Annotated in this window: 10 protein-coding genes and 1 pseudogene; all 11 read right to left on the reverse strand. The window is 43.7% G+C overall.

All coding sequences use genetic code 11. The annotated features are described in order from the left end of the window. Positions 1-5 precede the first annotated feature (5 nt). A complete protein-coding gene (locus tag HMPREF1534_RS11605; protein ID WP_005939180.1) occupies positions 6-656 on the reverse strand; it encodes a DUF452 family protein in 651 nt (216 codons plus the stop codon). A gap of 1 nt (position 657) precedes the next feature. After that, entirely contained in the window at positions 658-1,818 is a 1,161-nt protein-coding gene (locus HMPREF1534_RS11600) for an 8-amino-7-oxononanoate synthase (RefSeq protein WP_005939183.1), read from the reverse strand. Between the two features lie 41 nt (positions 1,819-1,859). Beyond that, positions 1,860-4,116: pseudogene (gene bioA / locus HMPREF1534_RS20925) on the reverse strand (adenosylmethionine--8-amino-7-oxononanoate transaminase). Further along, positions 4,107-4,478, reverse strand: a complete 372-nt coding sequence (locus tag HMPREF1534_RS11585; RefSeq protein ID WP_005939190.1) for a hypothetical protein — start codon at positions 4,476-4,478, stop codon at positions 4,107-4,109. The pseudogene bioA and the gene HMPREF1534_RS11585 overlap by 10 nt, the downstream one beginning before the upstream one ends. Positions 4,479-4,620: 142 nt before the next feature. After that, a complete protein-coding gene (locus HMPREF1534_RS11580) occupies positions 4,621-6,027 on the reverse strand; it encodes a glycoside hydrolase family 57 protein (protein WP_005939192.1) in 1,407 nt (468 codons plus the stop codon). Between the two features lie 17 nt (positions 6,028-6,044). Continuing rightward, entirely contained in the window at positions 6,045-7,313 is a 1,269-nt protein-coding gene (locus tag HMPREF1534_RS11575) for a glycosyltransferase (protein ID WP_005939194.1), read from the reverse strand. Positions 7,314-7,327: 14 nt separating this feature from the next. Beyond that, on the reverse strand, positions 7,328-9,268 hold the full coding sequence (locus tag HMPREF1534_RS11570; RefSeq protein WP_005939196.1) for a glycogen debranching enzyme N-terminal domain-containing protein: 1,941 nt from the start codon (positions 9,266-9,268) through the stop codon (positions 7,328-7,330). A 257-nt stretch (positions 9,269-9,525) separates the two neighbouring features. Next, the gene (locus HMPREF1534_RS11565) at positions 9,526-10,776 is read right to left on the reverse strand and encodes an ABC transporter permease (protein ID WP_005939199.1); all 1,251 of its coding nucleotides are present in this window, start codon (positions 10,774-10,776) and stop codon (positions 9,526-9,528) included. Next, positions 10,760-11,932 carry an ABC transporter permease gene (locus tag HMPREF1534_RS11560; protein ID WP_018452694.1) on the reverse strand — a complete coding sequence of 391 codons (1,173 nt, stop codon included), beginning with the start codon at positions 11,930-11,932 and terminating at the stop codon, positions 10,760-10,762. The genes HMPREF1534_RS11565 and HMPREF1534_RS11560 overlap by 17 nt, the downstream gene beginning before the upstream one ends. Positions 11,933-11,943: 11 nt before the next feature. Further along, positions 11,944-12,939, reverse strand: a complete 996-nt coding sequence (locus HMPREF1534_RS11555; RefSeq protein ID WP_005939205.1) for an HlyD family secretion protein — start codon at positions 12,937-12,939, stop codon at positions 11,944-11,946. 8 nt (positions 12,940-12,947) lie between these two features. Then, positions 12,948-14,417, reverse strand: a complete 1,470-nt coding sequence (locus HMPREF1534_RS11550) for a TolC family protein (protein WP_005939208.1) — start codon at positions 14,415-14,417, stop codon at positions 12,948-12,950. Positions 14,418-14,472: the final 55 nt, after the last annotated feature.

Here is a 14,472-nt window from a genome sequence, read left to right on the forward strand (position 1 = left end):
CTGCATTATCGACACACGATATCTTGTAAAAACACATCGGAATAATGAGCCATGTCTTCTTCCTCTGCCGGCACACGGAGTTCGCTCCACGCTTTCCTTTGGCAAGCCGGAACAAAAATCAAATCGCCCTTACCTATCACGGCCTTACTCCAGCAGAAACGGGCAGGTGCAAGGCATTCTGCCTGCTTTGCTATCAGAAGAAGCTCTTCTTTCACTTCATCCGTAGAACGTCCGGGACTTCTAGTAAGGAAGTCTTCCAAAAGTACGGCGGAACCGCACATCCGGCGAAAGAATTTTCGCAGCGTAACGTCATTCAGCCCTTTCAATGTTCCTTCATAAATAGCGTTGGGAATGCCTCTGGAGTCATCGACAGGGGTCATTGTCCCGTTCACCGCCACACTTTCTGTAATGGGAAGACAAGAACGGTCCAAAACTTGGGAAGCGGCCCACACTCCCATCGACCAACCTACCACACGGATGTCTTCGTACCCCTCCGGCAATGAGAAATCGAAGTCGAGTGAACGGTAATCGTAGCAGACAAGCAAGTCCCTGTCCGCGGGGTGATAGTGCAAAAAAGGCCGTTCGTCCATTCCCCATCCGGCAAAAAAGAGTGTCAATGAAGGCAAATGGCGTTGTTCTATAAAATATTGTTTCATTTCATCGTTTTCCTATCGTTGTTATCAGTTTGCTTATCTCGTCTTCGGTAAGTGCCGCCGTCAGCGAAAAGCGAATGCGCGAAGTGCCTTCGGGCACCGTAGGCGGACGGACGGGAAGGGCGTAAAAGCCCTTGCGCTGCAACTCCTCGGCCTTCCAGACAGTTGCCCCGCTTTCTCCTATGGTCAGCGGAATAATATGGCTGGTGGAAGGACATTCATATCCGGCGGCGAGCAATCCTTCTTTCAGCTGAAAAGAGAGGCGCTGCAAGTGTTGCCTCCTGTCGCGGAACTGTGCCAGGCGTTCAATGATAAAGTACGTCCACATCAGATTGACAGGCGGCAGGGCAGTCGTAAAGATAAGTGTACGCATCTTGTTGACCAGATAATCATGCACCGTTCTGGAGCAGACCACATATCCGCCGACCGAGGCCAACGCCTTGCCGAACGTTCCGCACAGAAAGTCAATCTCGCCGATGCATCCCTGCTCTTCGGCACAACCCAGCCCGTGTTCTCCTCTCACCCCGACAGCATGCGCTTCGTCCACATAAAGCAAGACACGGTCATACTGTCGTTTCAGCCTCACCAACCGATTGAGGTCTGCCTCGTCACCATCCATGCTGAAAATGCTTTCTGTCACTACAATCACCTTTTCATATTCGGCATGATGCGCAGACAACAATTGTTCCAGTTGTTCATAATTATTATGCCGGTAACGGATGCACTTTGCACTCGAAAGGCGAATGCCGTCAATAAGGCTGGCATGCACCAGCTTATCGGCAAGAATCAGCGTACGGACATTGCTCACAGCAGGCAGGATGCCCGCGTTCATGTGATAGCCGCTGCTAAAGACCAACGCACTTTCTCTCCCGAAAAGCTCGGCCAGCCGTTCCTCCAGGCGGGTGTATATATCAAAATTACCGGTCAGCAAACGGGAAGAGGAAGCCGAAGGGAGGAAGCTGTCGGGAGTAAAGGTCTGCAAAAAGCCGGCACGCAGGTCGGCATCTGTTGCCAACCCCAAGTAATCGTTGGAAGAGAGGTTCAACATGACGTTGCCATCTGCCTCCACCTCCCTGCCACGATGATGAGTGGCGGGCAGTCTGCGCAGATTGTTTTTACTCTTCAAGCAGTCAAGCTCTTGTTCCAATTCTTCAAATAAACTCATATTTTTCTAAACTTGTGTCATTTCTTTTTTTCATAGAGCCCTTACAGCTCTCCTACTATCTTCACCAGCGCATGAGTCAGTCTGCTCAGCTCTTCAGGTTGGATGATAAAAGGCGGCATGATGTACACCAATTTTCCAAAAGGACGTACCCACACTCCTTCTTCCACAAAGCGCTTCTGCATGTAAGCCATGTCCACGGGCTCCTTCACTTCGATAACCCCGATGGCTCCCAATACGCGCACATCCGCCACTTGCGGCAATTCTCCGGCCGGTGCCAGCTCCCGTTTCAGCTGTTCTTCTATCGCCTTCACTTTTTGTTCCCATCCGCAGGAAAGCAACAGCTCTGTCGAGGCCCGAGCAATGGCACATGCCAAGGGGTTTCCCATGAAGGTGGGACCGTGCATGAACGCACCCGGATAGCCGTTCGATATGACATCAGCCACTTCGTTATCGGTAAGCACGGCCGAAAATGTCATATAGCCTCCGGTAAGAGCCTTACCTATACACATAATGTCGGGCTGCACGCCGGCATGTTCCCATGCAAAAAGTTTCCCGGTCCTTCCGAAGCCGGTCGCTATTTCATCAAATATCAGCAACAGATGATATTCCTTACACAATTTCTCTGCCTGCCGCAGGTATTCGGGATGATAGAAACGCATGCCTCCGGCTCCCTGCACCACCGGTTCCAGAATCAATGCCGCCAGTTCTTCGTGATGTTCTTCCAATAGCTGTCGGAGAGGCAACATATCTTCTTCTTTCCATTCTCCTCCGAAACGAGAACGAGGAGACGGTGCAAAATAGCGGACAGGCAATGCCGAACCAAAAATGCTATGCATTCCGGTCACGGGGTCACACACCGACATGGCGTTCCATGTGTCCCCATGATAACCGGAACGTATCGTAACAAAATTATTCTTGCTCTTCTTGCCTTGTGCATACCAATACTGCACAGCCATCTTCAGCGCCACTTCCACGGCCACCGAGCCGGAGTCGGCATAAAAAATCTTCTGCATGCGCGGTGGCGCAATCTTCAATAATAGTTTGCCCAGCTCGATGGCCGGTTCGTGTGTCAACCCACCGAACATCACATGACTCATCCGGTCTATCTGTTCCCGTGCGGCACGGTTCAGTACGGGATGATTGTATCCATGCACCATGCACCACCATGAGGACATTCCTTCTATCAGCTTCCTGCCGTCCTCCAGCTCTATGTACACTCCTTCCGCCCGTTTCACCCGGTAAGTGGGAAGCGGATTGACGGTCGATGTGTAAGGATGCCATAAATGCTCTTTATCAAAATTGTCCATATCGTTTTTATTATAAAGTATAACCGGCTGCTTCTATCAATTTCCTGTCGTCCGATACTTTAGACCCCAGGGTGGTTAATAAATCGCCGACTATCGCCGAATTGATTCCAATGTGCAATGCCTGCCCTATCGCCTCCGGGCTTAGTTGCGAACGCCCCCCTGCAAAACGAAGGTAGGCCGTGGGATTAATAAAGCGGAACAGGGCTATCGTGGTCAGAATTTCTTCTTCCGCCAAACGGGGCGCGTGTTCCAAAGGAGTGCCCGCAATGGGTTGAAGCAGATTGATAGGAATAGACTGCACTTCCAACTGCCGCAAGAGGAAAGCAAGTTCGATGCGTTGCCGCATCGTTTCACCCATACCGATAATACCTCCGCTGCACACATCCATCCCCACCCGGCGCGCGGCACACAGGGTTTCTATCTTTTCTTGCTGGGTATGGGTGGAGCAGAGCGATGGAAAGAAAGAAGGGGCAGTCTCCAGATTGCAGTGATAACGGGTAACTCCCACTTCGTGCAATCTGCGTAGCTCTTCCTCGGTAAGCAATCCCAGTGACGCACACAGTTTAATATCGGAACATGAAGCAATATATTCAAATGTTTCACATAATTGTTGCATATCTTGCTTGCCGGGTTTTCGTCCGCTAGTGACCAATGAGAAGCGGGCTATCCCCTGAACTTCATTGTATAGTGCCTGCCGCTTACATTCCGCTTTATCCACCAAGCCATAAACTTCCGTCTCAGTCCGGTAGTATGCCGACTGCGCACACCATTTACAATTCTCGGGACAACGTCCGGACTTGGCATTAATGATGGAACACATATCAAAATGACCTGAAGCCATCTCCCGGGTTATCACGGAAGCAGCCTCATAAAGCTCTTCCTTATCAGCTTCCCCGGCTAGCCATTCTGCCTCTTCAACGGTTATCTTTTCACCGCTTAATACTTTGTTTTTAAGTTTGTTCAGCATCGTTTCTACTTCTGTTAATGACATAAAAAAAGCCGGAGAGAACGCATTTCACGTTCTTCCGGCCATATAGATATAAAAGACAATAACTCTCCACCAATCGCACAACGCAACCGGTTTACAGTTATTATCTCAAGAATAATCAATGAAAGTATCCTGTCCGCCACCTCCCTATCGGGGGCTTTGTCGTCTTCCTCATCCACTCGGTCCGGACGGCATAGCACGGACAATAGACATACGCCGGGCTGCTTTTTCAAAGAAGCCTCAACGATTCCTTTTCTCAGATTGCCGATTGCCACAGTCTTCCCCAAACTGCAAAATATGGCATACCCTTTCCTGCACCATCGGCGGAAACGTATGATTTGCGATTTAGATATTTGTTTGTTCATGTGGCATTACTTTAATAACAGTGCGGCAAAGATATACAAAAGGGAAACACAAGCCAAATAAAAAGAAGGTGTGTCAAGAACTGAAATGGTCTATCACTTTAGTCTTGACACACCCTCATTATCATAATCAATAAGCCAATACCTATTCTTCTTTCTTCGGAGCCGCTTTTTTGGCAGGTGCCTTCTTAGCGGCCGGCTTCTTGGCAACGGCCTTTTTGGATGGTGTTTTTTCCGCTTCAGCGGCTATCTTTGCTTCGGCTTTTGCCAATTTAGCTTGCAATCTTTCAACCTCCTTATTCAATGCCACCAATTCTTCACCTTGATTCTTGATGGTGGTAAGCAACGAGTTCAGCTCTTCATTATCCATATCAACCGGATATAATGAGTTTACACGGCTGATAAAATCACCCAATATATTCATATAGTTGGTGAAAGCATCGTATGGAGAATCATAGATACCGCGGTTAATACTAATGCCCGTATTCTTGCTGGTCATGAAACGGAAGTTGTTACTTGCCTGCAAGTAATCCCAATCCTGCTTGATACGACGGTCATTACACAAGTGCACACGCTCTGCCACACTATATAATTTATTGAATGCTTCACGCTGCATCACATTACCCAACCATGGACTGATATCGCGTTCTTCGTCTGTCCATGACATTGGATAAGGAACGTCTATCTGGTCTACAGATTTCAGTTTGGTAACGATTTCTGTTGGAGTAGAGAAAGTAATGCCTCTTTCTTTTGCACATATTGGCAATGCTTTCAGGAATTCCAAAATATTGGATGACAATGACTGTGCCATACCCAATGCGGAAAGTTCCATAAATATATTGATAACTTGTTCTTCTTCGGGTAATGCTGCAATCCAATCTACATATTTATCTGCAAACAAAGGATATTCGCTCCAGTCAGAGTTAGAGAACCGTAAACTGATATCATCAGACAATTTGAAGTCACGGAGCAACAACTTCAAGTTCGGATTCATGGCACAATGATACAGATAATGAGAACTCTTCCAACCCAAAATATGCTTAGCACCTTCAGTCAACATTCCCTTGAAGCCCATATCGGCTATAATTGAACCGATTTCATTTGAGTAAATCAAACTAGAGTTACGGAATACCTTTGGTGTTTGGTTGAAAATTTGCTTAACCTTTACGCGCATGCGTTCCACTTCTTCACGGAAGCAGTCTTCATTTGCCAATGAAGAAAGACCATGTGAATAAGGCTCGCAGAGGAATTCACAGCAACCTGTATCGTTCAACTGATGCAACAGTTCGATAACTATCGGAGCATGAATTTCCAATTGTTCCAATGCTACTCCCGAAATAGAGAGTGCTACCTTGAATGCGCCTCCATTGGCTCTTGCCATTTCAATCAACGTATTCAGCGCAGGAACATACGAACGCTCAACTACTTCGTTGATGCCTTGTTCGTTGGCATAGTCATCATAATAATAGTGGTCGGTGCCTATCTCGAAGAAACGATAACGTTTCAAATGGATGATTTGATGTATCTCAAAGTAAAGACAGATTGTTTTCATATCTAGTGTGATTTTTATTATTTACCATAGTTTTTTAATACTTCCTCATAAAGAGCACGGATACGCAATCCGACTTTTTCCCATGTAATGCCATCCACTTCCTTTTTACCTTCTTCTTGCAAGTAATTAAAGAGAGACGGATAAGTACAGAGTGCATAGATGGCATCTGCCATCGCATGTATATCCCAATAGTCTGTTTTTATCACATTGGTTAGGATTTCGCCACAACCGGACTGCTTGGATATAATAGAAGGAGTACCACACTGCATAGCTTCAAGAGGAGCAATACCGAACGGTTCGGAAACCGAAGGCATCACAAACACGTCACTTTGTTTATAGGTTTCATAAACCTGACGTCCGCGCTGAAATCCCGGAAAATGGAAACGGTCTGCTATACCACGTTCCGCCACCATATTTATCATCGCATTAAGCATATCGCCCGAACCTGCCATCACAAAACGAATATTACGAGTACGTTTAAGTACTAACGCCGCTGCTTCTACAAAATACTCAGGCCCCTTCTGCATAGTGATACGTCCGAGAAAAGTAACAACTTTTTCTTTTGAATGATCCGGGCGTGGAATATCCTGATATTCTTGTGACAATGGATAAACCGCATTGTGCATGGCAAAGCATTTACGCGGGTCTTGATGATACTGATGTATAACAGTCTGACGAGTCAACTCGGATACACACATGATACAATCCGCATGATCCATACCATTTTTCTCCATGGCATAAACCGTAGGGTTCACTTTGCCACGAGAACGGTCGAAATCAGTGGCATGCACATGAATACACAAAGGCTTTCCACTGACCATTTTGGCATGTACACCGGCAGGATAAGTCAGCCAGTCATGAGCATGGATAATATCAAATTCTTGTTGGCGTGCCACTACACCGGCAATAACAGAGAAGTTATTGATTTCTTCATGCAGATTCGACGGATAACCACCACCAAATTCCATACAGCCCAAGTCATTGACGTGCATATAAGAAAAATCAGCGTAAATATGGTCACGGAAAGCGTAATACTGTTCCGGTGTCATATAAGACGGCAAACGCTCTTTGAGATAATCATAATTCACATCGCGCCATACAATAGGCACTTGGTTCATTCCTATGATATTTAAGAACTGCTCTTCCTCGCCACAAGGTTTCGGCATACAAAAAGTAGTTTCCACATCACCCTGCAAGCTCAATCCTTTCGTTATACCATAAGAAGCTACGGCAAGACCACCATATATTTTGGGAGGAAATTCCCATCCAAACATTAATACTTTCATACAGGCTCCTCCTTTTAATAATTGTATTTACTTAATAAATATAACACTCGTAAGATTTCTGCCACATTCATAGCAAACGACACAGCTCCACGTCCTTTGAAAGGCGGATTACCGTCAAACAATTCGGGGATGGAGCCAATGCAATGAGAAACCATTTCATCTTCATAACCTATCAATTGACGTTCTATGAATCCCAAAGCACTCATCTTATAAATACGGAGATAAGCCTCGAAATAGAATCCTGCCAACCACGGCCATGCAGTTCCCTGATGATAAGCATAATCACGCTGCATCTGCGGACCTACATAGTTGGGGTTATAACCACCACTCTTCGGACTGAGCGAACGAAGTCCTTTCGGTGTCAATAATTCTTTGGTCACCACATCCAATACTCCCTTCTTTTGACGGGCATCCAACGGAGAGTAATCAAAGGCTACGGTAAATATCATATTAGGACGCACACTCCAATCCATCATATTACCATCCACATAATCAAGAAGATAGCCATATTCATTCAAGAAAGTATCTATAAATGATTTACCGGTCTGCTCGGCTAAAGTTTGTAACGTTTCAGCCAAATTATTGTTTCCTGTTTCACCTACTAGTTCACCGACAAAACAAAGCGCATTATACCATAATGCATTTATCTCCACAATATATCCTGTACGCGGAATTACCGGATGTCCGTTAACGGTAGAATTCATCCAAGTAATGGCTTTCTCCGTTCCGTTAGCATAAAGCAATCCATTGGAATGGAGGAAAAGGTTAGGATGGTTTTCCCTACGCAGATATTCCATTATTTCTTCCAACAACTGACCATACTTCTCACGACATTTGTCGCGTGAAACCATTTTGGCATATTGCTGTATACACCATACGGCCCAAAGTAATACGTCAGGATGCTCCATCTCATATATCTTCAGGTCATTCGGTTCATCATTAATAAAATCATGAATCGCTTTGCGGGCAGTTTCCATCACACTCTCAAACTTAGCCACTTCATCAATAGCCAATGTCAGCCCCGGAAGAGCAATAAACATATCACGGGCGCGGCATTTAAACCAGGGATAGCCGGCAAGAATATAAGACTCCTCGTTTTGTTTGTTGAGGAATTGATGAGCTGCATTTATCAGGCAATGCTGAAAATTATCACGCGGGGTGCGTTCTTCCATTTCCTCTTCAAAGGTCTTCTTCAACGTTCGTGTACTTGCTTCCGAAACACCTCCCGAAAATACAACGCTTTCACCCTTCTTGATATCTACTTCAAAATACCCCGGAACATAGAGATCCTCATTAAAGTCGTAACCTCTTTCTTGTTCTTTCGGATACTCTATACCACGATACCAGTCAGGCTGGAAATGAAACTCATTCTTTTTATTAAGCTGCATAAAGAGTTCGGGATATCCCGCATACATACATGTCTTTATACCATTATCCACTTCCTGATAATCACGACTTGCCTGCGCATTTTCATGTGTATATTGGCGGACACTACGGAAAGCCAAAAAAGGACGAAGACGGAGAGTAGTGGCAGAATGAGCTTCGACTAAGGTGTAGCGAATCAGAATTCTATTTTCGTGATGTACAAACAGTTTTTCTTTTTTCAGCACCACACCACCCACACGATACCAGGTTGTTGGTACTTTCTCACACTCAAATTCGCGAATATATTTGTGTCCGCGAGGGCTGTAGTTATTGCCCTGATACTTATGAAGCCCCAAATTGAATTCAGCGCCATGCTGTACTACCGTTTCATCCAAAGACGATAGTAATACATGATTCTCATCATCAATCTCCGGTACCGGAATGACAAGCAATCCATGATATTTTCTCGTATTGCAATCAACAATGGTTGTACAATGGTAGGCTCCCGAACGGTTTGTGCGAAGGATTTCTTTCGGAAGTGATTCCTCCAGGTTCGTCATAAGAGTCTTGTCAAATCGTAAGTAACTCATAGTTGTTATATTAAGGTTATAAATTATTCTGTTTTTTATCTGCAATATATGTTTCTATTTTTATGCAATGCTCAAAATTAGTGATTTTATGGATAAACCAAAATTAAATAGCAAAATATTTTTCTTTTTTTCCCTATTTATCATTCGTATTACAAAGAAACACCTATATATGTGACAAAATGAAACCTTTAACTTTTTCTAAGAAAGACAAAAACAGAAGGCTTTTATTATATTGAGACAACCTTAACGAAAATATACTATGCAATAGGAAGTGCTTTTTTCATATTGTAGCGATAAGCTAAACATGCCAATATAAAATACCCCACACATTGCATCCATAAAATGATGTACTGTTGACTAATCCCTGACATATCGGCTCCCATCGAGTTTATTTTCACGAAAGCCAAAGTACCCGGTGCAGCAGGAATCAAATAATGTGTCCATTGCCAATACCACGGCATTAATTCCAGCGGATAAGAAACCCCTGAAAGAAATATCAACCCGACAGAAAAAAAGGCTATCATTAACAAAGGCGCATCACTGTCACTGAAAAACACCGAACATGCCAATGCAAAGAAACTGGTTGCTATAATATAAGGTATCATCAACTGAATAATAAGTATAGGGTGCGCCAAATGAGGTAATTGAAACAACAAAGGCAGTAACCCCAACAGAAAGACTGAAAAAAAGGCATAAAACAATACATACACTGAAGTCTTTCCCAAAACAATGGATGCCATACGTGAAAACGACAAGTCTACCCTGTGGTTCTCATTATTATCTCCACCGCCAAGCGAAGTAAAAAAACGAAAAGCAGTTGTCTCTTCTCTTCCGTGAAGAGACATACGAGATACGGATTCTTCACGTTCTTTACCGCTCAGCATACTGATAACCATTACCAAAGTCTGAAATATCACGACCATCAGTACAGCCGGAATCAAATAAGTGCCATATCCATCGGTGTAATTATACAGTGCCATACCCACTACATCAATTGAACTTGTCCGGATAATCGGTTGTATATCTTTCTGAGGGAGAAAAACAACCTGATTGGGGCGAACCTCATCATTTACCGCCAACATTGCCCCGGCCGATGCTTCTTGCATGGAAGCATAATAAAGAAAAGCCGTGGTAGTGCTATACATTACATAAACAGCCTCTTCACCACGCCCCACCCGACCATCAAAATCTTCGGGTATATAAACAATTCCCACTACCTCCCTCTGCTTCATCAACTTTTTGGCAGCTTGCAAATCAGCATTATTTGTCAGTACTTGGGCCTGCGGAGTGGCATCCAGCAAGCGCGAGTAATGACGGCTCAAAGGTGTCTGACTCATATCGACTACAGCCACCGGCGCATTACGTACCACATTGGGAGCATACATATAATTGTATAGCAAACCATATAAAAAAATACCACCGCTTAATACCATTAAGATAGAATAACGGGTACACATCACACGGAATTCCCGCACGGAAACAGCAAGTATATTATTCAATATTGTCATATTTTCTACTAATTAAAGAACGTTTTAAATGTGGCAACAACAGCAACGGCAACAGCAAAAAGAGTAACAACGCCACTACATTAGTCCACATATAAGCATATCCGTAATTACCATAGAGTAAAGTCTGTCCTATTTCAATAAAATGACGAACAGGAAACAGATAAGAAGCATAATACACCGGTGCATACATGTGCGGTACGGGAAATGTGACTCCTGAAAGAGTAGCTCCCAACGAACCCACCATTGACACAACGCTGATAATGATACTCAATGCCGGAAATAGGGAAAAAAGAAATACAGCCAATGCCTGTGTAGAAAGTACGAACAATGCTGAAGTAAGATTCAGTGGCCAGAATCCGCAATCCATCGGTATATCGAATATGCCAAAGTAAATATAATTAGCAAAGATACTCATTGCTATAAAGATAATCGTATACGGCAAAAGCTTCCCTATAATGGCTATCAACATATTCCCGCCAGCAGTCTGCAGCCACTCAAAAGAGGTACCGAATTTCCCTTCGCTACCAATGGCATAAGTAGTGACTAGTAACAATAGTACTTGCAGAAACACGAAGAAAAAAGGATGAGTCAGATATACAGAATAGTCCATATCAGGATTGAATAACGGATGATTTTGAGTAGTAACAGGCAATAAGAAAGATTTGATTTCTCCTTCGCCTACTCCCAACGCCACTGCATGAGTTACAATAGGGCTAACCGATATATTCTTTAATAAGCTTTGGAAAGCACCATGTATTTCGCTACCCACACTCAACAATGCATAATGATAATAATAGGTCAGAGCCACTTCCTTGCCATCCATTACCTTAGCTTCAAAGCCAACAGGAATACTCAGATATCCATAAATATTTTTCTTTTGCACATCAGCACGCGCCTCTGTCTCATTGGCATAATATTGAGTGACACGAAAAGTCGGATCTACCTTAACCATACGAATGATTTGCCGGGAAGTAACCGTATTATCACCATCCACGACACCAATGGGAAGATTCTCCATTTGTCCGTCACCAAAAATTGTTCCCATAAAAAAAAGCGAAAACAACGGAAGTACAATACACGCCACAAAGTAAATGCGACGTGACAACATACGGTCTATTTCCCTCTTGATAACTGCTATTAAAACTGACTGCCCCATCGAAATAGTCCTCATTTCAATTCATTCAAATTCACAAGTACGGACATACCCGGCCTTAAGCCATCCACCGGTTGCAGAGGCAGAGCATGAATCTCAAACGTTTTCATATCATAAGTTCCCGTCTGCTTGGTAGAACGCCAAGTAGCAAAACTACCCAACGGACTAATGTAATATATCTTAAACTCAATATTCTCAACTTTCAGTGCCGGCACATTTCCCCTAAAGGTTTCATTCATGCGAAAATAATGCATGTAATCCTCACGTACATTGAGCACCACATGACAATCATCCAACACCACCAAACTCATAATAGGAGTTCCTGCTCCGACCAGCTCTCCACGTTTAGGATAAATAGTCGAAATTTGTCCGTTCTCAGGGGCAGTGAGGCGGGCATCCATCAACAAGGCTTGTACCTCATTTACAGTGCTCCGAGCAGCATCCACCAATGAACGCGCACTCTCCTTATCCTCTTTCTGAGCTCCATCTTTCACTAACAAATATTGTTGATGTGCAGCACGTTCAGCTGCCACAGCCGCTTTATACACAGCCTCTACTTCATCTTTACGCTGACTGGTCACCACACTGTCACGATACAAATTCTGTATACGGTCATAAGTCACTTTTGCCAATTGAAGGTCACTTTTAGATTTATTCCAAAGTTCTTCTACCGAACGCACTATTTGCTCACGCGTACCATCATCTATCTTTTTGTTTTGATACTTGGCAATATCTTCCAATGCATTTACCTGCCGGAATTTTGCCCAAGCTTCGGGACTGTTGATAACGACAAGCGTATCACCTACTTTTACATTCTGCCCTTCCTTCACTAAGAAAGTATCTATGCGTCCCGGCAATTTACCGGAAATGCGAATCTCGGTGGCTTCTATTTGTCCTTGCAATATCACAGGTTTATTGCTCATGGCAATAATACCGATAACAGACACGACCACAACCGCTACCAGTACCACCATGAAAGCAACGGCTAATTGTTTCTTTTGCTTTTCCATATTTTAAATTATTCTTTTATTATTGGAGAATCCCCCGATTCATAAGTAGGAAATATAAAATCTTCCGTCTTTCCTGCACGACTGTATTGCCAAAAAGTCTCGGGCACTCCACAGGTAGCAAGCAAAGAAGCCAACGATACATCATATTGATAATATGCCATCAGAAAGGCTATCTGGATTTTAGATAACATCGTTTCAGCGTCTATCACTTCGGTGGAAGTTGCCATGCCTTCCTGAAATGATTTTTTACGAATTCTCACCAATTCACGGCTCATCTCAATCGTTGTATTCAAGGCAGCTACATTATCCCGGGCATTCTGAATCTCACTATACAGTTTATCAACCAACACACTCAGCTCATTCCGGGCTTTTTCTCGCCCCAAAGTAAGTGTTTGTTTTGTCAGTCGAGCCTGACGCACATTTGCCTCACGATTCAGGCCATCAAATATATTCCACGTAAAGCCCACTCCTACCATTGTGCGAGGCATCAGATTACGAGGAAGATTATCGGCATACAGAGTTTGCTTACCGAAAAGTGCAATATTTGGAACATAAGCACTCTTACTGATTTTTAATTGGTTATCTGCCATCGACTCTTGTAATCGAAGTTTATTTACCATATAATTATTGCCACCTATCAAGTTCTTAAAGTACAATTCATTCGGCAAATCATCATTCATAAAAAGTGGAGAAACAGGATTGATAACAGTAACATCTTCCACATTCAAAAGAACTTTCAAAGCATTCTGAGCTACTGTCAAATCTTTACGTGCAGACTCCAGTTCACGTTTAGCCTCATCCATACTGACCTGAGAGAAAAGACGTTCCGCTTTGTTTATCATACCGTTAGCCTCCAATTTCAGAGCGTTCTGATAATGCTTCTGAAGACCATTATAGGTTTCTTCACGCACTTTTACTACGCGTTGTGCCAAACGAAGGGCATAATAAGCAGCTACCAAATCTGTCTGAAGAACGGCTTCCGTTTCTTCACGGTCTACTTGTGCGAAATCCACCATACGATTCCCTATTTTAGTGGCAAAGACTCGCTTTCCACCAGTAAAAACAGGCCAAGTGATATTGGCATCAATAGTAGTCAAGTTACGTTGAAGCAATGGAAAGGTCAGTGTATGTGTTCCAATATTGTCTAAAATAGAAGAAATAAACCGGTCGTCAGGCAAAATGGAATGAACAAAATCTTTCGCCGGATCCGTAAATTGTTTTAATGGTTCTTTCACCTCTATGTTGTTAGACAAATGTACATAAGCTCCGGTTGCATTAAGAGATGGATACCAAAAAGAATTCATCTTTTGGCGTTCACTGCGTGCTATGCCCACCGCCTTATCAGCCATCTGCAATGTCCGATTCCCCTTATTCATCAAGGAGACGGACTGTTCCAAAGTTAAAGACACCTCCCCACTCTGCGCCCACAGTCCAACAGGAAGGAATAAAAGACATAAAAATAGTTTGTAATAATACATATAGGCTTTTGTTTCTGTTATGATGTAGTAAACAGAAAACAAAAGAGAATGTTTA

It is taken from the genome of Phocaeicola massiliensis B84634 = Timone 84634 = DSM 17679 = JCM 13223 (assembly GCF_000382445.1).
Lineage (GTDB): Bacteria > Bacteroidota > Bacteroidia > Bacteroidales > Bacteroidaceae > Phocaeicola > Phocaeicola massiliensis.